Annotated in this window: 11 protein-coding genes; 8 read left to right on the top strand and 3 right to left on the bottom strand. The window is 70.5% G+C overall.

Annotation, left to right across the window (positions count from 1 at the left end; translation table 11 throughout):
• Positions 1 to 48: 48 nt before the first annotated feature.
• Complete coding sequence (locus tag NCI01_RS19060) at positions 49 to 1497, bottom strand: cytochrome ubiquinol oxidase subunit I (RefSeq protein ID WP_254183075.1); 1449 nt, start codon at positions 1495 to 1497, stop codon at positions 49 to 51.
• Positions 1498 to 1588: 91 nt separating this feature from the next.
• On the opposite strand from NCI01_RS19060, the gene NCI01_RS19065 reads away from it, so the two are divergent.
• Positions 1589 to 1984 (top strand): BlaI/MecI/CopY family transcriptional regulator, encoded by a 396-nt coding sequence (locus NCI01_RS19065; protein ID WP_254183076.1) that lies wholly within the window; start codon positions 1589 to 1591, stop codon positions 1982 to 1984.
• Between the two features lie 11 nt (positions 1985 to 1995).
• Positions 1996 to 2862: a M56 family metallopeptidase gene (locus NCI01_RS19070; RefSeq protein ID WP_254183077.1), complete on the top strand. Its 867-nt coding sequence runs from the start codon at positions 1996 to 1998 to the stop codon at positions 2860 to 2862.
• Between the two features lie 92 nt (positions 2863 to 2954).
• Here the strand turns inward: NCI01_RS19070 and NCI01_RS19075 are convergent, their stop codons facing one another.
• Positions 2955 to 6329 carry a M4 family metallopeptidase gene (locus NCI01_RS19075; protein ID WP_254183078.1) on the bottom strand — a complete coding sequence of 1125 codons (3375 nt, stop codon included), beginning with the start codon at positions 6327 to 6329 and terminating at the stop codon, positions 2955 to 2957.
• Between the two features lie 256 nt (positions 6330 to 6585).
• On the opposite strand from NCI01_RS19075, the gene NCI01_RS19080 reads away from it, so the two are divergent.
• From NCI01_RS19080 to NCI01_RS19105, 6 genes are all read left to right on the top strand, one after another.
• Positions 6586 to 9225, top strand: a complete 2640-nt coding sequence (locus NCI01_RS19080; RefSeq protein ID WP_254183079.1) for an FtsK/SpoIIIE family DNA translocase — start codon at positions 6586 to 6588, stop codon at positions 9223 to 9225.
• Positions 9225 to 10910 (top strand): helix-turn-helix domain-containing protein, encoded by a 1686-nt coding sequence (locus NCI01_RS19085; RefSeq protein WP_254183080.1) that lies wholly within the window; start codon positions 9225 to 9227, stop codon positions 10908 to 10910. The genes NCI01_RS19080 and NCI01_RS19085 overlap by 1 nt, the downstream gene beginning before the upstream one ends.
• Positions 10911 to 11120: 210 nt before the next feature.
• On the top strand, positions 11121 to 12581 hold the full coding sequence (gene rimO / locus NCI01_RS19090) for a 30S ribosomal protein S12 methylthiotransferase RimO (RefSeq protein ID WP_254183165.1): 1461 nt from the start codon (positions 11121 to 11123) through the stop codon (positions 12579 to 12581).
• The gene (pgsA, locus tag NCI01_RS19095; protein WP_254183081.1) at positions 12578 to 13213 is read left to right on the top strand and encodes a CDP-diacylglycerol--glycerol-3-phosphate 3-phosphatidyltransferase; all 636 of its coding nucleotides are present in this window, start codon (positions 12578 to 12580) and stop codon (positions 13211 to 13213) included. The genes rimO and pgsA overlap by 4 nt, the downstream gene beginning before the upstream one ends.
• 146 nt (positions 13214 to 13359) lie before the next feature.
• A complete protein-coding gene (locus NCI01_RS19100; protein WP_254183082.1) occupies positions 13360 to 18177 on the top strand; it encodes an ExeM/NucH family extracellular endonuclease in 4818 nt (1605 codons plus the stop codon).
• A 147-nt stretch (positions 18178 to 18324) separates the two neighbouring features.
• The gene (locus tag NCI01_RS19105) at positions 18325 to 20688 is read left to right on the top strand and encodes a bifunctional metallophosphatase/5'-nucleotidase (protein WP_254183083.1); all 2364 of its coding nucleotides are present in this window, start codon (positions 18325 to 18327) and stop codon (positions 20686 to 20688) included.
• A gap of 49 nt (positions 20689 to 20737) precedes the next feature.
• On the opposite strand, the gene NCI01_RS19110 is transcribed toward NCI01_RS19105, so the two are convergent.
• Positions 20738 to 22504: a glycoside hydrolase family 15 protein gene (locus NCI01_RS19110; RefSeq protein WP_254183084.1), complete on the bottom strand. Its 1767-nt coding sequence runs from the start codon at positions 22502 to 22504 to the stop codon at positions 20738 to 20740.
• Positions 22505 to 22506: the final 2 nt, after the last annotated feature.

The following is a 22506-nucleotide window of genomic DNA, read 5'->3' on the forward strand; positions in this document are numbered from 1 at the left end:
CTCTCTCGGTGTCTCTCTCGTCGTCCAGCAGGCGGTTCAGCAGGCGGGTCAGTAGGCGAACGTGAGCGGGGCGTCCTCGTCGTCGGAGCCGCCGACCTTGACGCGGGGCGGCTCCTCGTAGGGGTCGGCGCCCTTGCGGATGTAGGTGACGAGCAGCTTGACCTCGATCACGGCCAGCAGGGCGTAGAGCGACGTCAGCACGACGAGCGAGGTGGCGGCCTCGAAGACCGAGACCCCGGGGGACACGCCGGACTCGGTGGTCATCAGGCCGAAGACGACCCACGGCTGTCGGCCCATCTCGGTGAAGATCCAGCCCCACGACGACGCCAGCGTGGTCGCGATCGGCAGGCTGAGCCCGAGGACGCCGAGCCAGCGGACGCCGGGCGTACGTCCCTTGCGGGTCAGCCACAGGATCAGCGCCGCGCCGCCCGCGGCGAAGAAGCCGAGGCCCATCATGAAGCGGAACGACCAGTAGGTCACCGGGATGACCGGCGTGTAGTCGCCCTCCGTGAAGGCCTTCGAGGTCGGGTCGGAGCCGTAGGTCTCGGCGTACTCCTCGCGCAACGGGTTGATCCCCTCGACGGTGCCGTCGAAGGACCCGGTGCCGAGGAAGGAGAGCAGGCAGGGGACAGTGACGGCGAACTTCTCCTCCTTGCCATCGGGGGTGCCGACGGTGAACACCGAGAACGGCGCGCAGCTCTCGCTCGTCTCGTAGAGGCCCTCGGCGGCCGCCATCTTCATCGGCTGGACCTCCGTCATCACCTTGCCCTGCAGGTCGCCCGTGATCGCGACACCGAGGCCGGCGAGCAGCGTGACGACCGCGCCGATGCGGATGGCGTGGTGGTACATCGGGCGGTCGGCCTCGTGCCTCTTCTTCATGTAGAGGTAGGCGGAGACGCCGAGCACGAAGGTGCCGGCGGTCATGTAGGCCGCGAAGACCACGTGGGGGAACGTCACCACCTGGACCTTGTTGAACATCACCGCCCAGAAGTCGGTCAGCTCGGCGCGGCCCGACTCGGCGTTGAAGCGGTAGCCCACCGGGTGCTGCATCCAGGAGTTGGCGGCCAGGATGAACCACGAGGAGGCGAGCGTGCCGAGGTGCACCAGCCACATGCAGGCGGCGTGCAGGCCGCGGGGGAGCTTGTCCCAGCCGAAGATCCACAGCCCGAGGAACGTGGACTCGAGGAAGAAGGCCAGCAGGCCCTCGACGGCCAGGGGTGCACCGAAGACGTCCCCGACGAAGCGGGAGTAGTCCGACCAGTTCATCCCGAACTGGAACTCCTGCACGATCCCAGTCACGACGCCGATGGCGAAGTTGATGAGGAACAGCTTGCCGAAGAACTTGGTCAGGCGGAGGTAGTCCTCCTTGCCGGTGCGCACCCACGCCGTCTCGAGACCGGCGATGACCGCGGTGAGCCCGATCGTCAGCGGCACGAACAGGAAGTGGTAGACGGTGATGATCCCGAACTGCCACCGGGCGATGTCGAGGACGTCCATGGGACCCTTTCGGCGAAGGAGTTACTACAAATCGTAGTAGATACTACGCCGTGTCGTAATTCCCCGTGCAGGGCCTCTAGACTCGTGACCCATGAGTCCAAGGTCCCGGATGGGAGAGCTCGAGCAGGCCGTCCTCGAGGCGCTGTGGGACCTCGACGCGTCCCGCTGCGGCGCGGACGTCCCGGACGGGCACGGGGCCAGCGGCCGCGAGGTGCACGAGCGTCTCGTCGGTCGCGACCTGGCCTACACGACCGTGATGACGGTGCTCGACCGGCTGGTCCGCAAGGACCTGGTCGTGCGGCAGCGCGACGGCCGCGCGTTCCGCTACGCACCTCGGCTCACCCGAGCCGCGATGACCGCCGAGCTCATGCACGAGGCCCTCGAGGGCACCCGAGGCGACCGCGAGCAGGCGCTGGTCTCGTTCGTGGGGGAGGCCAGCGCGGAGGACCTGGCCGCGCTGCGGCGCGCCCTCGACGACCTGCGCTGAACCGGCCGGCGATGCCGACCCCTGTCGTGCTCGGCGCGCTCGCCGTGCTGCTCGCCGGGCCGCTGCCGTGGGTGCTGTCGCGATGGAGCGGGCTCCGTCGTACGCCGGTCGCGGCCATGGTGCTCTGGCAGAGCACGGCGCTGGCCGCTGTCCTCGCGGCGTTCGGCGCCGGCCTGTCGCTGGTGACCGAACGGCTGTGGGAGGACCCGGCGGGACCCGGCGACGTCGTGGTGGCCGCGCTCGCCGGAGCGGTCACGGTGGTCGTGCTGGGCCGGCTCCTGCTGAGCGGGCACCGCACCGGCACCTCGCTGCGCCGGGCGCGGCGGGTCCACCGCGAGCGCGTCGACCTGGTGGCCCGGGTCGACGGGGGAGTCTCCGTGCTCGAGCACGACGTGCCGGTGGCCTACTGCGTGCCTGGCATGAGCGGGTCACGCATCGTCGTCTCGCGCTCGACCCTGACACGTCTCGGCCCGGCCGAGCTCGACGCGGTCCTCGAGCACGAGCGCTCGCACCTGCGCGCTCGTCACGACCTCGTGCTCGAGGCGTTCACCGTGCTCCACCTGGCGTTCCCTCGCTGGGTGGCCAGCGCCGCCGCCCGTCGCGAGGTGGAGGTGCTGGTCGAGGTGCTCGCCGACCGGGCGGCCTGCCGTACCGGCGACCGCCGCGCCCTCGTGTCCGCCCTCGTCACGCTGGCGGGATCGACCGCACCGATCGGCTCGCTGGGATCGGCCGGCTCGTCCCTCGCCGCCCGGGTCGAGGTGCTGCGCGACAGCCGTGCGCACCCGTGGCAGGCGGGATCGGTGTCCGTGCTCGCCGCGGCCATCCTGGCTCTGCCCACGCTGCTGGTGGTCCTGCCCTGGCTCAGCGGGCTGGCCTGAGCCGCGCCCCTGCGACGGACGCCCGAGGGCCCCGGCGGATCACTCCGCCGGGGCCCTCGTGCCGTGCTGGTGTTGCTGGCCGATCAGCTCGGTCAGCGCCGCTTGATGCGGAAGGTCAGCTTGTCCTTGCTGGCCTCGATCCGCTTGGAGCCCTTGTAGATGACCACGAGCTTGTGCTTGCCGGGCCGGTAGTTCTTGCGGACCGTCATCACCGCCCGCCCGTCGTCGAGCTTCCTGGTGCCGACCTTCTTGCCGTCGATCCGGAAGATGACCTTGCTCCGGGGAACGAGCTCACCCAAGGTCCGGACCTTGCCGATGACGGTGAAGTCGTTCTTGAAACGCGGCTTCTTCGGTGAGACCTTCGCGATCGTCCGCGAGGACTCCATGCCCGGTGCCGGCGGCGTGGTGCTCGCCACGACCGTCGCGGTGAACGTCGCGCTCGACGTCGCCAGGGACTCGCTGCCGGAGTAGGTCGCCGTCAGCGTGTGGGCACCCACCGGCAGGTCGGCCGGGAGGGCGACCGAGGCACTGCCGCCCGCGAGGGTGGCCGAGCCCAGCTGCTTGCCCTTGGCGTCGGTCACCGTGACGGTGCCGTCCGGTGCGTCGCCGACGGAGCCGTCACGGGCGACGGTGACCTGGGCGGTCGACGCGGTGCCGAAGGTGGACGGCTCCGGCTGGTGCACGGCGGTGGTGCGGGTGATGAGCTTGCAGTCGACGATCTGGACGTTGTCGACGTACCAGCCCTCGTTGCCGCCACAGCCGTCACGACCGATGTCGAAGCGCAGCTGCACGGTGTCGCCGGGCTCGGCGCCCGCCGCGGCGAGGTCGACCTGCGACTCGCCCCAGCTGCCCTTGGTCTGGCCACCGTCGGTGCCCGTGAAGCCGGGCTGGCCGGCGAGCGGGTTGGTGTTGGTGGCCGGGCCGGTGAGCGTGGTCGGCTTGTTGTAGAGGTAGGCCGCCGCCGGGATCGCGGTGAACGCGCCCCCGTTGACGCTCAGCTTGACGTTGCCGCCGTCGTAGCCGATCTCGGTGGCGACGTAGTGCTCGAAGGTGAGCTTGGCCGACCGCAGGCTGTCGGGCATCTGCACGACGGGGCCCGTGATCGAGTCGCGGCTGGAGAAGTCACCGGCGCCGTTGCTGCACCGGCCCTCGTCGGGAGCCGGTCCGAACGCCACCTTGCTCGGGTGGGCGTCGCCGGTGCCGGCGGGAGCCGACCCGACCGACTGCCACGGCTCGTGGATGCCGCCGGTGAAGACGACCTCGCTGCTGGGCTTCCAGCCGGCCAGGCCGTCCTCGAAGTCCTCGCTCCAGAGGACGTCCTCGGTGAAGCCCTCGCCACACGTGGCGGGGGCGTCCTTGTCGAGGAGCGGCCTGAAGTTGCACTTGACCGGCTCGGTGCGCATCTCGGTCGCAGCAGTGGCGGCCTGGACGGACGCACAGTCGGCAGCCGCGATCGGCGTCGCCGCCACGGGCGTGGCGTTGGACGCCGTCGTGAGCTTGTTGATGGGCTGCCCGACCAGGTCGACGCAGGACTGCTCGAACGCGTTGGCCGCGTCGATGAAGTTGGACTGCGGCGTCAGGTAGGCGGTCTGGGCGCGCCACCAGATGGCAGCCGCCTTGTCGAGGCCGAGCCCGGTCACCGTCTGGCCGTTGAACTCGCCACCGTCGACGACGAGCGCGTAGGCGTGGTTGGGCACACCCGAGTTGCTGTGCACGCCACCGGCGTCAGCGCCGGTCGGGTCGCACTTGTACTCCGCGTCGGTCACCTTGCCGGGGTCGCCGTAGCAGGTGGGGTTCCACATGTCGCGGATGGCGCCGCCGAACGCGGTGGACTTCTCGCCCATCAGCCAGCGGGTGGTGTCGGGGCGCGACGAGACGTCCTCGGCCGTGACGGACACGGTCTTGGCGGCCGTGCCGGACTTGAAGCGCGAGCCGTCCGCCTGGGAGACCATCACGCCGTAGAGCGCCGGGTCGCCCGTGAAGCCGGCCGGCGGGTCGACGTTGTTGTTGCCGATCACGATGCCGGTCGCGCCGGCAGCCTTGGCGTTGGCGACCTTGTCGGCGAACGGGCACGTGCCGCGGTCGACGTAGGCCCACTTGCCGGAGACGGCGCTCGCGTTGGTGAACGCGGAGCAGCCGTCGGTGGTGGTGGGGCCAGCAGCGTTGGCGGCGTCGGTGCCGACGAGGACGTCGGCCGTCATGGCGGTGGTGGTGAAGGGCTTGGCGCCCGTGGCCGCCACGGCCACGCACGGTCCGGCGAGGTTGGCCGGCGCGGTGATCCGCATGTCGAGCCCGGGGGGCGCGGTCTTGTCGCAGTCGCCCACCGCGCGCTTGGCGGTGAAGTTCTCGCCCTCGTCCTCACGTCCGTTGACCATGTCGAGCGTCTCGCCCCACACGTCGGAGTAGGACTCGTTGAGTGCGCCGGACTGGTACTGGTAGATGAGCCCGGAGGTGTACTCGGTGTAGGCGTGGCCCCACTCGTGCGAGACGACGTCGTCGGAGGTGACGCCGTTGCAGTAGTTGGTGGTGGTGCCGTTCCAGTTGGCGTTGGGGCAGTTGATGCGCGGGTCGTTGTTGACCGTCTTCATCGTGGCGCCGGCGCCGTCGTAGGAGTCGCGGCCGAACGCGTTCTCGTAGAGCCAGTAGGACTCCCCGGCGGAGTTGACGAGGTTCTGCTGGTCCTTGTTGAGGGTGCCGGGGAACGCGTCGCCCTCCTTCCACACGCGGGTGAGGACGGGGGCGGTCCGGGTGCCCGTCGCCTCGTAGAGCTCGCGGTCGAGCGCGCTGTGCACCATCGACCAGCGGTTGAGCGCCTTGCCGGTCTGCGCGTCGATGAAGACGGCGTCGCGGACGTTGTCGTCGTTGGTGACCTCGACCTGGTAGGCGAGCACGGCCGTGCCGGCCTCGCCGCGGGTCGCGCCCATGCGGTAGACGACGAGCTCGGTGGTCTTCGGTGCGATGCCGGTGAGGTCGGCGGTCTCGCCGTCGTGCGCCGGCGGGTCCTCGCGGACCAGGCCGACCGCACGCTTGCCGGCGTCGTCCGCGCTGATGCGCGGGTCGACCGAGAGCGACAGGTCGGGAGCGGCGTAGCCGTTGACCGACGTCAGGTCGCCCTCGCGGTCGACCTGCACGCGCAGCATCGAGCCGAAGACGTCGACGCCCTTGTAGGTCTGGGTGTAGGTGGCGGTCCAGCCCGCCGCGGACTCCGCGACGTCGCTGCGGACCAGCTCGTCCGGTCGCGCGCCGAAGTTGGCGGCGTACTGGTCGAGGTAGGCGTCGGCCTTCTGCTTCGCCGCGTCGGGGGAGTTGCCCTCGACGGACGGGAGCAGGTCTCCGTCGCCCTTGACACGGATGAAGCCGACCTTCCTGGTCGCCTCCTCGCGCGTGACGGCGACGTCACCACTGGCCCGGTCGGCCATGGCTGCGACGCCGTCGGGGTCGGCCTGTGCGGCCGATGCTGCTTGCACGCCGATCGTGGGCAGGGCGGCAAGGCCAGCCCCCACGACGGCGAGTGCAAGCCCTCTGTTGAGGAGCTTCACTCTGTTTTCCTCCGATTCCGAGACGCACTCGGAAACATGGACGCCCGAGTGACCCGGCTCACTTTAAGTAGGACGTCCGACAATGTGAAGGGAGGGTGGACGATTGCCCCCCCAGGGGTGTCCCCGCACGACACGCACTCGTGTGGTCCCTGTGACTGATGTGGCGTGGCCGTAGGGTCGGACCATGGCGACCCGTACGTCTTCCCCGCCGGGGTCGCGGAGCTCGAGCACGTCTGGATCCAAGCGCACTACCAAGGGTTCGAGCACCCGATCACGGAGTACCAGCAAGCGTCCCGCCCCTCGCTCGTCAGCGAAGGGCCGGAGCCGCTCGACCGCGCGCCCAGCACCTCGTGCTGTCAGGAGCGGACCGGGTCCGGTCGCGCGCGTGTTCGGCGTGCTCGGCCGCGGCGTCGCCGCTGCCTGGCTCGGCATCGCCCACGCCGTGGGCGCGGTCGCCCGGTCGATCGGGCAGTCGGCCCGCGACCTCGACCCCGAGCACCGCCGTGACGGGGTCGGGCTGTTCCTCTTCGGCCTCGCCATGGTCGTCGCCGCCGCCGTGTGGTGGCAGCTGCCCGGCGGGGTGATGGACTTCGCCCGCTCGCTCACCGCAGGGGCCGTGGGCAAGGTCGGCTGGTTCGTCCCGCTGTTCCTCGTCTACGCCGGCTGGCGCACGCTGCGCGACCCCGAGCGCAACGGCCCCGCGGGCCGGCAGGTCATCGGCTGGGCGGCCTTCACGCTCGGTCTGCTCGGCATCGTCCACATCGCCAACGGCAACCCGCAGCCCGTGCTCGGCGACGCCACCAACCTGCAGGAGGCCGGGGGAGCGGTCGGCTACGTCACCTCGAGCCTGCTGCTCGACCTGATGCAGACCCCCTACGTGGTGGTGCCGCTGCTGGCGCTCCTCGCGATCTTCGGCGTCCTCATCATCACCGCGACGCCCGTCTACCAGGTCCCGGTCAAGCTCGCCGCGCTGCGTGACAAGGCGCTCGGCCGCACCGCGACCGACGAACCTGAGGCCGACGAGCCCACCACGCCGGTGCGCACCCGCCGCCGGTCGATGCTCGACGAGATCGACCCCGAGATGGGCGACCCCGCCTACGACAGCCCGGTCCTCTCCGACCGCGAGCTCAAGAAGCGCCGCAAGAAGAAGGAGGTCGAGCCGCAGGAGGACTACGGCATCGACCTGTTCGCCGACCCGATCGACCCTGCCGGCGCCGTCGACCCGTCGGCCGACGCGCCGACCGAGGTCACCCCGGCCGTCGTCGCGACGGCCGGCAAGGACGACACCGGACCCGTCGAGCCGCCGCCGCACACGCCGTTGCCGGCTCGGGTGGAGCAGCTCGCCCTGTCGGGCGACATCACCTACTCGCTGCCCGACAACTCCTCGCTCAAGCCGGGCTCGCCGCACAAGGCGCGCTCCAAGGCCAGCGACGCCGTCGTCGAGCGGCTCATGCAGGTCATGGACGAGTTCGGCATCGACGCCACCGTCACCGGCTACACCCGTGGCCCGACGGTCACCCGCTACGAGGTCGAGCTCGGTCCCGCGGTCAAGGTGGAGAAGGTCACCGCGCTGTCGAAGAACATCGCCTACGCCGTCGCCTCGGCCGACGTCCGCATCCTCAGCCCGATCCCTGGCAAGTCCGCCATCGGCATCGAGATCCCCAACGTCGACAAGGAGATCGTCTCCCTCGGCGACGTGCTCCGGTCCAACACCGCCCGATCCGACCACCACCCGATGGTCGCCGGCCTCGGCAAGGACGTCGAGGGTGGCTTCGTCGTCGCCAACATGGCGAAGATGCCGCACCTGCTGGTCGCCGGTGCGACCGGCTCCGGCAAGTCGAGCTTCATCAACTCGCTGATCACCTCGATCCTGATGCGCGCCACGCCCGACGAGGTCCGGATGATCATGGTCGACCCCAAGCGGGTCGAGCTCAACGCCTACGAGGGCGTGCCGCACCTGATCACCCCGATCATCACCAACCCCAAGAAGGCCGCCGAGGCGCTGGCGTGGGTCGTGCGCGAGATGGACATGCGCTACGACGACCTCGCCAACTTCGGCTTCCGGCACATCGACGACTTCAACAAGGCGGTGCGGGCCGGCAAGGTGGAGGTCCCGCCGGGGAGCGAGCGGACGCTGACGCCGTACCCCTACCTCCTGGTGATCGTCGACGAGCTCGCCGACCTGATGATGGTCTCGCCGCGCGACGTCGAGGACTCCGTCGTCCGCATCACCCAGCTCGCCCGCGCAGCCGGCATCCACCTGGTGCTCGCCACGCAGCGCCCCTCGGTGGACGTCGTCACCGGCCTGATCAAGGCCAACGTGCCGTCGCGACTGGCCTTCGCCACCAGCTCGCTGGGCGACAGCCGCGTCATCCTCGACCAGCCGGGTGCGGAGAAGCTGGTCGGCCAGGGTGACGGGCTCTTCCTGCCGATGGGCGCGTCCAAGCCGGTGCGCGTCCAGGGCTCGTGGGTCACCGAGGCGGAGATCCACCAGGTCGTCAAGCACTGCAAGGACCAGCTCGAGCCGACCTACGTCGAGGACGTGACGGCGCCGAAGGAGTCCAAGCGCGAGCTCGACGACGACATCGGTGACGACATGGAGCTCGTGGTGCAGGCCATCGAGCTGATCGTCTCCACGCAGTTCGGCTCGACCTCGATGCTCCAGCGCAAGCTGCGCGTCGGCTTCGCCAAGGCGGGCCGGCTGATGGACATCCTCGAGAGCCGCGGGGTCGTCGGCCCCAGCGAGGGCTCGAAGGCCCGTGACGTCCTGGTCAAGCCGGACGAGCTCGATTCCGTGATCGCCACGTTGGAGGGGGGAGCCTGATGGGCGCCAGGTCGGTCGAACAGGCAGTGCACGAGGACGACATCCACGCCGGGAGGGGCGAGCACGAGACGCTCGCCGTCGCGCCCGACGCGGTGGAGGTACGCCGCAGCGCGGCCGTCGCCGGAGCAGTCGGGCTGACCGCGTCCGCGGTCGCCATCGCCTACCTCGGTCGCGCAACCCAGTCCGGGTCGGCGCTCGACTGGGTCTTCGTCGTCGCGATGGGGCTGCTGGGGGCCTACTGGCTCGTCGGCCTGGTCGACGCGCGCACCCCGCTGCTCGTCGCGGACGCGCAGGGCATCAGGATCCGGCTCGGGCGCACCTGGCGGGGGCTGCCGTGGACGGCGGTGCACCACGTCGAGCACACGCCCCGTCGGGGACCTCTCCACGATGGTCGCCTGGTCGTGGTGCCGCACAACCTCGAGCTGATCGAGGCCGAGCTCACCGGCACGGGCAAGCGCCACACGAGCATCTCCCGGTTGCTGCACGGCGCGCCGTTCGCGGTGCCGCTCGGGCTCTCGACGCGCGTGACCGGAGCGGACGGTGACCTCACCGAGGCGCTCGGTCGCGTGGCGCGCGACGCCAGCCAGATCGTCGTGCTCGAGCCCGTCGCCGCCGAGGACGAGGACACGGACACCGCGGACGACCAGTCGCCCGAGCCGTCGCCAGAGCCTCCGCCCGAGCCTGCGCCCGCCGAGGCGGAGGTCGTGGCGCCCGAGGCGACCGAGCCGGTCGTCGTGGCGAGCCCGACGCCGGCCGCGCTCCGGGAGACCGGGACGGCCCGGCGCTCGGAGGTGCGGCGCGACGTCGTCGTCGACGAGGACGAGCCGGAGGGACGCGAGCTGCGCCGGCCCGGTCGGGTCAGCCTGGTGGAGGAGACCCAGTCCTGGGGCGACCGCGTCCGCGCGATCGCCCGGCCCGGCGAGCCGGTCGAGCCGCTGGTGCTCGACGACTTCGAGGTCGAGCCCGCCGAGGACCCGGTCATCGGTCCCGAGCTCGCCGCCGCCCGCACCCGGCTCGGGCTGAGCGTCGACCAGCTGGCCGAGCGCACGCGGATCCGTCCCCACGTGATCGAGGCCGTCGAGGTCGACGACTTCGAGCCGTGCGGGGGCGACTTCTACGCCCGCGGCCACCTGCGCACGCTCGCCCGGGTGCTGGGCATCGACGTCGCGCCGCTGCTGGCGTCCTACGACGAGCGCTACGCCCACGCGCCCATCAACCCGCGCCGGGTCTTCGAGGCCGAGCTGGCCACCGGTGCGCACGGGTCGATCCGTGGCACCCGGGGCGGTCCCAACTGGTCGGTGCTGGTCGCCGTCGTGATGGCGCTCGTCCTCGCCTGGTCCATCGCCCGCCTGGTGATGGACACGCCTCCCGAGCTGCGCGGCGCCACCCCGGTGCTCAACGGCTCGGGCGGCCCGCAGGGTGCCGGCAACGCCCCGCTCGCCGAGCCCGTGGCCGTCGTCGTCAGCGCGGCCTCCGGCGGTGCGCAGGTCGTCGTACGCGACGGGGCGGGGGAGCAGGTCTTCAAGGGCAACCTGGCCGTGGGCCAGACGCGCGAGCTCGAGGCGTCGCCGCCGGTGCGCGTGATGTCCTCCGACGGCGCCGTGACCGTCTCGCTGGCCGGCGGCGAGGCCCGCCCGGTGGGCGAGCCCGGCGTGGCCGGACAGGGCACGTTCGTCACGGACTGAGGCCCGAGGGCCACGTCACGCACCCGCCGGGGAGGATCGTCCTGACATGTCGAGGACGATCCTCCCCGCTGTGCTCGCCGCCCCGCCTTCGCAGCGTGAGAGCCTCCTCACCGCCCCGTCGTTGCGGGTCGGCGCGCCCGGACCCGTCATACTCACGGTGCGATGACCACGACTGAGTCCGAGACCCCCACCACCCCCACGCCGGCCCCGCTGCAGGTTGCCGTCGTCACGCTCGGGTGTGCCCGCAACGAGGTCGACTCCGAGGAGCTGGCCGGTCGGCTCGAGGCCGGCGGGTTCGTCCTCGTCGACGACGCCGAGGACGCCGACACCGTCGTGGTCAACACGTGCGGCTTCGTCGAGGCCGCGAAGAAGGACTCCGTCGACACCCTGCTCGAGGCGGCAGACCTCAAGGCGTCGGCCGGTCACGGTGGCCGCGCGCAGGCCGTGGTGGCGGTGGGCTGCCTCGCCGAGCGCTACGGCAAGGACCTCGCCGAGTCGCTCCCCGAGGCCGACGCGGTGCTCGGCTTCGACGACTACCCCGACATCGCCGCACGGCTCCGGTCGATCGTGGCGGGGGAGACGCACCACCCGCACACGCCGTCCGACCGGCGTCGGCTGCTCCCGATCTCGCCCGTCGACCGTGACGCGTCCGGCATCTCCGTCCCGGGCCACCAGGACGCGCCCGAGGTCGGCGACACCGCCGAGATCGGCGCGGGCGCTCCGGCGACGGGTCCCCGTGCCGTACGACGTCGTCTCGACGCCGGCCCGATGGCGCCGCTCAAGCTGGCCAGCGGCTGCGACCGGCGCTGCTCCTTCTGCGCGATCCCGAGCTTCCGCGGTTCCTTCGTGAGCCGTCGCCCGAGCGACGTCCTGCAGGAGGGCCAGTGGCTCGCCACGCAGGGGGTCAAGGAGCTCTTCCTCGTCAGCGAGAACTCCACCTCCTACGGCAAGGACCTCGGCGACCTCCGGCTGCTGGAGACCCTGCTGCCCGAGCTGAGCGGCATCGACGGCATCGAGCGGGTGCGCGTGTCCTACCTCCAGCCGGCCGAGACCCGCCCGGGCCTGATCGAGGCGATCGCCTCCACGCCCGGCGTGGTGCCCTACTTCGACCTCTCTTTCCAGCACGCGAGCGCCGCGGTGCTCCGGCGGATGCGTCGGTTCGGCGACCCGGAGAGCTTCCTCGGCCTGCTCGAGCAGATCCGATCGCTGGCCCCGCTGGCCGGCGTACGGTCCAACGTCATCGTCGGCTTCCCCGGCGAGACCGAGGACGACCTGCAGACCCTGTGCGACTTCCTCGTAGCGGCCCGGATGGACGTCACCGGCGTCTTCGGCTACTCCGACGAGGACGGCACCGAGGCGGCGGGGTTCGCCGACGACCTCAAGCTCGACGACGACGAGATCCGCGCACGCACCGAGCACGTCACCACCCTCGTCGAGGAGCTCAACGCCCAGCGCGCCGAGGAGCGCGTCGGCGAGCAGGTGCTCGTGCTCGTCGAGTCGGTCGAGGACGACGTCGTCGAGGGGCGGGCAGCCCACCAGGGCCCCGAGGTCGACGGTACGACGATGCTGACCGGCGCCGGGCACGCCCGGGTCGGCGACCTGGTGGCCGCGACGGTCACCGGCACCGACGGGGTCGACCTCGTCGCTCGCACGGACGGAGTCCCCGCATGACCAACGAGCCCACGGGCACCGAGCCGCGGACGGTGTCGAACTTCAACATCGCCAACGTGCTGACCACGCTGCGCATCGTGATGGTGCCGTTCTTCGGCTGGGCGCTGCTCCAGGACGGCGGCAACGACCCGATGTGGCGCTGGATCGCCTTCGGGCTCTTCGCCGTCGCGATGATCACCGACAAGATCGACGGCGACCTCGCCCGCAAGCACGACCTGATCACCGACTTCGGCAAGATCGCCGACCCCATCGCCGACAAGGCGATCACGGGCATGGCCTTCATCGGCCTCTCGATCGTGGGGGACGTCTGGTGGTGGGTGACCATCGTCGTCCTGCTGCGCGAGTGGAGCGTGACGCTGCTGCGGCTGTCGGTCCTCAAGGACGTGGTGATCCCGGCCGCACAGAGCGGCAAGATCAAGACCGTCCTGCAGGCGGTGGCACTGGCCGGCCTGCTGTGGCCGCTGCCGCACGGCGACGCCCACGGCGGCGCCTTCGACTTCTGGCCCGGCCTCGTCGGCGAGGTCCTGTTCTACCTGGCGCAGGTCATGCTGGCCGCCGCCGTCGCCATGACGATGTGGTCCGGCTACGAGTTCTTCCGTGACGTACGGCGGGAGCGCAGCGTCCGCACCTAGGGGTGAGGCCTGTCAGGTCTCGACGATCGGTAAACGGTGATTTCGTCACTTCTTGGTCGATATCCGTTCGTCTGCCTCGGGATCAAATGTCGGTGCGATGGGTGAAGATGCCTCGGTCACATCAACCCTGAAGACTCGGAGCACCCATGCGCGCACCGCTCCCCTCGCCGCGTCGTATCGCGGCAGGAGCTGGTCTGGCTGTCCTGGCAGCCGGACTGACACCGATAGCAGCAGCATCCGCGAACCCGGCCGGCACCGGCCTCGTCATCAGCGAGGCATATGGGGGCGGCGGCAACAGTGGCGCCACCCTCAAGAACGACTTCATCGAGCTCTACAACCCAACGGACGCCGCGATCTCGGTCGCCGGCTGGTCGGTGCAGTGGCGCAGCGCGAGCGGCACGGCTGCGGCCACCGTCACCCCGCTGTCTGGCTCTGTCCCGGCGAAGGGTCACTACCTCGTCCAGCAGTCGGCCGGGGCCGGAGGGACCACTGACCTGCCGGCTCCCGACGCGACCGGCAGCATCACCATGGGCGGCTCCAACGGCACGGCGATCTTGTCCAACGACGACGTCGCCATCAACCCGGGCACCGGTTCCCTTGCCGCCAATCCTGCCGTGGTCGACCTTGTGGGCGTCGACAGCAACGTGTGGGAGGGCGCCGGCAAGGCGCCGGCCATGTCCAACACCACGTCGTCCAAGCGCAACGCTGCAGGCGCCGACACGGACAACAACAGCGCCGACTTCACCTCGAGCGCACCCAACCCGGTCAACTCGAAGGGCGAGACCCCTGTCGCGCCCGTCGCATGTGACGGCGACACCATCGCTGGTGTCCAGGGCACCGGCTCGGTCTCGCCGTGCGTAGGCGAGACGGTCACCGTCGAGGGCGTCATCACGGCGATGTACCCCGGTTCCTACAACGGTTTCTACATCCAGACCGCGGGAACGGGCACCGGTCCCGACGCGACCGAGGGCGCCTCCGACGCTGTCTTCGTCTACGGCGGTTCGGGCTTCGAGAACTCGCAGGGTCTCGAGATCGGCGACTCGGTCGAGGTGACCGGCGCTGTGACGGAGTTCTCCGGCATCACCCAGATCGTCTCCACCGCGGTCACCGAGCTGGCCACCCCGCTCGCGCCGGTCACCGCGCTCGCGACGGCGTACCCGACGACGGAGGCGGCGCGTGAGGCGCACGAGGGTGAGCTGCTCGCCCCGACCGACACCTTCACGGTCACCAACTCCTACTCCATCAACCAGTACGCGCAGATCGGACTGGCCACGGGCGACAAGCCCCTCATCCAGCCCACTGAGGTCGCGCGTCCCGGCACGCCGGCGTACGACGCAGCGGTGGCCGACAACGCCGCCCGCGCGGTCGCGCTCGACGACGGCGCCAGCCTGGACTTCCTCTTCGGTGATGACGCCCTCAAGGACCTCCCGCTTCCGTGGCTGACCCGCGACCGCTCGATCCGCGTCGGCGCCAGCGTCGACATCGTGGCGCCGGTCATCCTGGAGTACCGCAACAGCGCCTGGAAGTTCCAGCCCCAGGAGCAGGTGACCGACGACGGCTCCGACGTCGCCACGTTCGAGGACACCCGCCCCGCCGAGGCCGACGGCCCGCGCAACGTGGGCGGTGACATCCAGATCGGCACGTTCAACGTGCTGAACTACTTCCAGGTCACCGGTCACGCCTTCGAGAAGCGTGGCCTCGGCACCTGCACCTACTACCGCGACCGCGATGACGACCCGGTCGCCGTCGACTCCTGCACCAACAACGGTCCCCGCGGTGCCGCGGAGCTCGGCGACTTCGAGCGCCAGCAGGCCAAGATCGTGAAGGCGATCAACTCCACGGACGCCGACGTCCTCGGCCTCGAGGAGATCGAGAACTCGATCAAGGTCGGCGAGACCGACCGCGACGCCGCCCTGCGCAGCCTGGTCGCCGCCCTCAACGCGGACGCCGGCACCCGACGCTGGGCGATCGTGCCCACGCCGCCTGCCTCCGGGCTGCCGCCGGTCGCGTCGCAGGACGTCATCCGCAACGCGTTCATCTACGACCCCTCGGTCGTCAACACCGTCGGTGCCTCGAAGGTGCTGGTGGGCTCGACGGCCTTCACCAACGCCCGGCAGCCGCTCGCCCAGGCCTTCAAGCCCGTCGGCTCGGGCGCGGACGCCGCGTTCGCCGTGGTCGTGAACCACTTCAAGTCGAAGGGCTCGGCCTGCACCCCGGCCAGCAACAACAGCCCGACGCAGGGCAACTGCAACGTCGACCGCACCAACCAGGCCCAGGCGCTCGCGGACTTCGTCGACACGTTCATCGCCGAGCGTGGCGTGGAGGCCGTCTTCCTGACCGGCGACTTCAACTCCTACACGGAGGAGGACCCGGTCCTCAAGCTGGAGGAGAACGGCTTCACCCGGGTCGAGTCCGACCAGGAGGGTGACTACTCCTACAGCTTCAGCGGCCTCTCGGGCTCGCTCGACCACGTCTTCGCCAATGCGGCCGCCGCGGACCTGGTGACCGGAGCCGACGTGTGGCAGGTCAACGCCAACGAGTCGTCCGCGTACCAGTACAGCCGCTACAACTACAACGCGACCAACTTCTTCAGGCGCGACGTGTTCGCGTCCTCGGACCACAACCCGGAGTTCTTCGGGATCACGGCTCCGACGGGGTCGCAGACCGAGATCAACCTGCTCAACATCAACGACTTCCACGGTCGTATCGACAACAACACCACGAAGTTCGCGACCACGGTCGAGCAGCTCCGCCAGGAGGGCGGTGAGGACAAGACCCTCGTCCTCTCCGCCGGCGACAACATCGGTGCGTCGCTCTTCGCGTCCGCGACCCAGGACGACGACCCGACGCTCGACGTGCTCGACGCGCTCGACCTGGCCAGCTCGGCAGTGGGCAACCACGAGTTCGACCAGGGGTTCGACGACCTGCAGAACGACGTGAAGAAGAGCATCGACTTCTCCTACCTCGGCGCCAACGTCTACGAGAAGGGCACCGACACCCCGGCGCTCGACGAGTACGACACCTTCGAGGTCGACGGCGTGACTGTCGGCGTGATCGGCGCAGTCACCGAGGAGACGCCGACGCTGGTGTCGCCTGGCGGCATCACCACCCTCGACTTCGGCGACCCGGTCGACGCGATCAACCGGGTGGCTGCCGAGCTCAGCGACGGCGACACGGGCAACGGTGAGGCTGACGTCATCGTGGCCGAGCTGCACGAGGGCGCCAGCGCGAACCTGCCCGACGACGCGACCTGCGCCGACGAGCTCGCCGCAGGGGGGACCTTCACCCGGATCGCCAACGAGATCACGGCCGAGGTCGACGCGATCTTCACCGGTCACACGCACAAGTTCTACGCGTGCGACGCTCCGGTTCCGGGTGTCTCAGGCAAGACCCGGCCGATCCTGCAGACCGGTTCCTACGGTGAGAACGTCGGCCAGATCAAGCTGACCGTCGACCCCGCCACGGGCGAGGTCGTCTCCTACACCCAGCGCAACGTCGCGCGGGCGGCTGCGGCCGACCTGACGCTTCCGCGGGTCAAGGAGGTCGACACCCTCACCAAGGCCGCGCTCGACTACGCCAAGGAGGTCGGCAACCAGCCGGTCGGGCGCATCGCGGCCGACATCACCACCGCGTTCCGCGCCAACGGCACCCGTGACGACCGCTCGGCCGAGTCGACCCTGGGTGGCCTGGTGGCCAACGCGCTGCGCGAAGGTGTGTCGGACTTCGCCGAGCCGGACTTGGGGCTCACCAACCCCGGCGGTCTGCGCGCCGAGCTGTTCTTCAAGGGTGACACCCAGGCGGGTGGCCCGAACAACACGGATGGGGTCGTCACCTACGCGGAGGCCAACGCGGTGCTGCCGTTCAACAACACCGTGGCTCTGGTCGACCTGACCGGCGCGGAGCTCAAGCAGGTGATGGAGCAGCAGTGGCGCATCAACACGGATGGCAGCAGCGCCTACCTGCAGCTCGGGTTCAGCGACAACGTCAACGTCGTCGCGGACAAGTCCCAGCCGGCTGGTCAGCGCATCGTGTCGGTCCGCATCGACGGCGAGCCGCTCGACCCCGACGCGACCTACACGGTCTCGACGCTGTCGTTCCTCGCCCAGGGCGGTGACGCGTTCAACGCCTTCAAGGACGGGACCTACGTCGACACGGGTCTGCTCGACGCCCAGCTGTGGCGCGACTACCTCGCCACGGGCACGGTGGAGTCGCCGCTCGCGCCCGACTTCGCCCGCCAACAGGTCTTCGTCGACAGCCTCGGGTCGTCGCTCCCGGCCGGGGAGACCAGCAGCTTCACGCTGGGTCGTCCCGTCGGCGACGGCATCGTCCCGCTCAGCGGCACGACGCTCGACCTGACCTCGCTGGGCAGCCCGGCCAACACCTCGGTCGTGGCCACCCTCGTCGACGGCACCACCGAGACCGAGCTCGGCACGTTCCCGGTCACCAACGGCGTCGCCCCGGTGACGCTCGAGGTCCCGGCAGACGCCGCAGGTGCGCTCGTGCGGCTGGTGGCCGAGCCGAGCGGGACGACGGTCGAGGTCCCGGTCGCCGCGCCGGGCACGACCACGCCGCCGACCACTCCGCCCACCACGCCTCCTGGCCCGCCGGTGACCCCGCCGGTCACGCCTCCTGGCCCGCCGCCGGTCACCCCGCCGGTCACCCCGCCGGCGAACCCGGTGAAGGTGGAGCCCACCGTGAAGGCCGTGAAGGCCACGAGCGAGGTCGGTGAGAAGGTCCGCTTCAAGGTGAAGATCAAGGCCGGCGACGAGAGCGCCACCGGCTGGATCAAGGTGCGCCGCAAGGGCAGCGACAAGGTCTACCGGTTCAAGGTGAAGGACGGCGTGGCGATCGTGAAGCTGCCCGCCTTCAACCGTGCCGGGACCAAGAAGCTGGTTGTCCGCTACCTCGGTGACGACGCCGTCAAGCGCGACAAGATGGTGGTGAAGCTGAAGATCAGGCGCTGACCTGACACCAGCTGCACCATCGAAGCGGCCCCCGTCCTGCGTGCCAGGACGGGGGCCGTTCGGCCATTTCTGAACGATTTTCGCCGGTCAGGGTCGAGCGAACCGGGATTAGGGTGAAAGGTCTCCCCCTGTCGAAAGGTCAGACTCGTGCCAGCATCACGGACCGGTCGCAGGCTCGCCCTCGCGACCACACTGACGGGGCTGCTCGCCGCGCCCCTCGCCGTCATCACCACGACAGCACCGGCCCACGCGGCCCCTGTCGACATCCAGATCCTCGCCACCAACGACTTCCACGGCCGGTTGCTGCAGGAGTGCACGGGTACGCCGTGCGTCCCCACGGCCGCGACCCCGGCGGGTGCCGCACAGTTCGCAGGCGCGGTCGCCCAGCTCGAGGCCGACCACGCCGCCACCGGGCCCACGATCTTCGCGGCCGCCGGTGACCTGATCGGTGCCTCGACGTTCGAGTCCTTCATCCAGAAGGACAAGCCGACCCTCGACGCCCTCAACCGGGCGGGACTCGACGTGTCCGCTGCGGGCAACCACGAGTTCGACCAGGGCTGGGGTGACCTGGTCAACCGCGTGATGGCACCCGAGACCGCGGCCAACCCGTACGGCGGAGCCCTGTGGCAGTACATCGCCGCCAACGTCCGCAAGCGGTCCGACGGCTCCTACGCGCTCCCGGACATCACCGCCCGCACCCCCGATCCGGTCGACTCGTCGAACGGCGGCACGTGGACGACCACGGTCGCCGGAGTGAAGGTCGGCTTCATCGGCGGGGTCACCGAGGAGCTCCCGAGCCTCGTCAGCCCGGCCGGCATCGCCGACGTCAGGGTCACCAGCATCATCAACGAGACCAACGCAGCCGCCGACGCCCTCAAGGCGGACGGTGCCGACGTGGTGATCCTGCTGGTCCACGAGGGTGCGCCCACGACGGCACTCGCCGACGCCCAGAGCACCAACAACGCGTTCGGCCGCATCGTCAACGGGGTCGACAGCGACGTCAGTGCCATCATCTCCGGCCACACCCACCTGGCCTACAACCACACCATCGCCGGGCGTCCCGTGGTCTCGGCAGGCCAGTACGGCACGAACCTCAACAAGCTGGTCCTCCGGGTGGACCCGGACACCAACCAGGTGTCGGTCGTCAGCCAGTCGATCGTGGCGGCCAACACCGTGGCCGTGACGGCCCCTGCTGCGGTTGACGCGAGGGACGACGTCAAGGCGATCGTCGACGCCGCGGTAGCTCGGGCCGACCAGCTCGGGAGAGCCGAGCTGGGCAAGCTCGCCGGGCCGTTCAACCGGGCGAGGCTTGCTGACGGGACGACCGAGAACCGCGGCGGCGAGTCGACGCTCGGCAACCTGGTGGCCGAGGTGCACCGCTGGGCGACCAGCACCCCCGAGGCCGGGGCCGCGCAGATCGCTTTCATGAACCCGGGCGGCCTGCGTGCGGACATGGTCGGCAACAACGCCGCTGGTTATCCCGCCTCGCTGACCTACAAGCAGGCAGCCGTCGTGCAGCCGTTCGCCAACACGCTCGTCAACATGAGGCTCACCGGCGCCCAGATCAAGACGGTGCTGGAGCAGCAGTGGCAGCGTGACGACAAGGGCGTCGTGCCGACCCGGCCGTTCCTCCGCCTCGGCACGTCCGCGGGCTTCTTCGCCACCTACGACCCGGCGAAGGCCGAGGGCAACCGCGTCACGAGCATGTGGCTGAACGGCAAGCCCATCGACGCTGCGACGCAGTATTCCGTGACGGTCAACTCGTTCCTCGCCTCGGGCGGTGACAACTTCCGCGGCTTCAACGCCGGCACCGGCAAGCGCGACACGGGCAAGGTCGACCTGCAGGCGATGGTCGACTACATGGCGACCTTCGCCAAGACCCCGCTGGCGGTCAAGGCCGAACAACGCCAGGTCGGCGTCAGCCTACCCGCCGACGCTCCGCGCTTCTACCGGATCGGGCAGGACTTCAAGGTCAACCTGTCCTCGCTCGCCATGACGGGCCCGGGTGACGCCAAGGATGCGACCCTCGACATCAAGGTGGGCGACGTCAAGCGCAGCCCGGCGAAGGTCGACAACGCCGTCCTCACGACGCCGTTCGACGAGAGCGGCAAGAGCGCGGTGCGGTTCGGCCTGAACGGCAAGGTCAAGAAGGGCAAGCAGGTCGTGACCTTCACGGGACCGACGACCGGCACGACCTTCTCGCTGCCGATCGACGTCCGGAAGGCCAGGCCGGAGGTCAAGGTCCGCACCAAGCCCGGTCGGATCGTCGCTGGCGAGACCCGTACCCGGGTCAAGATCAAGGTCACGGCCCTGGGGATCACCAAGGTGCACGGCAAGATCGTCGTCAAGGCCGGCGGCAAGAAGTACAAGGTCAAGCTGAAGAAGGGAAAGGCCTTCGTCCGCCTCGACCGGTTCACCAACGCCGGCAGAAAGGTCGTCAAGGTGAAGTACGCCGGGAGCCGCAAGGTCCGCGGCGCCACCGAGTTCGCGAAGATCAGGGTGCGTCGCTGACCCGGGTCACCCGTCCCGACCCCGGTGACCCGCGCGGCCCTCGTCCTCCTCAGCGCAGGGCGAGGGCCGCCTGCACGAGCGCGAGGTGGCTGAACGCCTGCGGGAAGTTGCCGGCCATCCGGCCGTGCGTGGCGTCGTACTCCTCCGAGAGCAGCCCGACGTCGTTGGCCAGCCCGCACAGGCGGTCCATCAGCGCGAGGGCGTGGTCGCGGCGACCGGCGGCCGCGAGGGCGGAGACCAGCCAGAAGGAGCAGGCCAGGAACGGGTGCTCGTCGCCGGAGAGCCCGTCCACCCCCGTCTCGGTCCGGTAGCGCAGCAGGAGCCCGTCGACCTCGAGGTCGGCGATCACCGCGTCGATCGTCCCGAGCACCCGCGGGTCGTCACCCGGCAGGAACCCCACGAGCGGGATCGTGAGCAGCGAGGCGTCGACCGCGGTCGTGTCGTAGTGCTGGGTGAACGTGCCCCGCTCGTGGTCGAAGCCCTTGTCCAGGATCTCCTCGCGCAGCCGGCCGCGCAGGTCGCGCCACCGGTCCACCGGACCGGGCAGCCCATGGCGCTCGATCGCCTTGACCGCCCGGTCGAGGGCCACCCACACCATGACGCGGGAGTGGGTGAAGTGCCGCTGCGGACCGCGGATCTCCCACAGCCCGTGGTCCGGCTCGTCCCAGTGGTCGGCGAGGTCGTCGACGAGGGCCAGCTGGAGGGCCCAGGAGTTGTGCGTCTCCTCGAGGCCGGCGTCGCGGGCGAGCTCGAGCGCGATCATCACCTCGCCGAGCACGTCGTTCTGCCGCTGGGAGACGGCGCCGTTGCCGATGCGCACCGGCCTGCTCCCGGCGTAGCCGGGCAGGTGGGTCACCTCGCGCTCGGGGAGCTGGCGACCGCCGTCGACGGTGTACATGATCTGCAGGTCGGCGGGGTCGCCGGCGACGGCGCGCAACAGCCAGTTGCGCCACGCGTGCGCCTCCCCGTCGTAGCCCGCCCCGAGCAGCGACTCGAGAGTGAGCGCGGCGTCCCGCAGCCAGCAGTAGCGGTAGTCCCAGTTGCGCTCGCCGCCGAAGTCCTCCGGCAGCGACGTGGTCGGCGCCGCCACGATGCCACCGGTCTCGGCGTGCGTCATGAGCAGGAGGGTGAGCAGGCTGCGCCCCACCAGGTCGGCGTGCGGGACGTCGTCGGGCGCCTGCGCCGACCACGCACGCTGACGGTCGGTCGTGGCGTCGATGCGCTCGTCGAAGCCCAGCGGCTCCGGCACCTCGCACCACGAGCGCACCCAGGTGGTGGAGAAGGTGGCCTCCTCGCCCTCGGTGAGGACGAACTCCTCGCTGTGGTGGCCGTGGTGGCCCTTCGGCAGGTGCGGGCCGCGGAGGACGAACTTGTCGGGCCCGGCGACCGCGACCACCACCTCCTGGCCGTGGGCGTGCTCGCGGCTCACCCAGGGCCGCACGAGGCCGTAGTCGGTGCGGACGACCCAGTCGTGGCGGATCCGCACGGTGCCACGGGTGCAGGTGAGGCGGCGTACGACGTCGGCGCGCCCGTCGCCGACCGGCATCACGTCGAGGAGCACGACCTCACCGTCGGCGGTGGTGAACGTCGTCTCCAGCAACGCCGTGCCGTCGACGTAGCGCCGGCTCGTGGCGACCACCTCGTCCGCGGGGGCGAGGAGCCAGCGGCCGTTCTCCTCGGTGCCGAGCAGCGCGGCGAAGCAGGCGGGGGAGTCGAAGCGCGGCAGGCACAGCCAGTCGATCGACCCATCCTTGCCGACCAGGGCGGCCGTGCCCCGATCACCGATGAGCGCGTAGTCCTCGATGGGGAGTGCCATGC

Origin of the sequence: Nocardioides pinisoli (genome assembly GCF_024199985.1) — a bacterium.
In the GTDB taxonomy this organism is placed as follows: Bacteria; Actinomycetota; Actinomycetes; order Propionibacteriales; family Nocardioidaceae; genus Nocardioides; species Nocardioides pinisoli.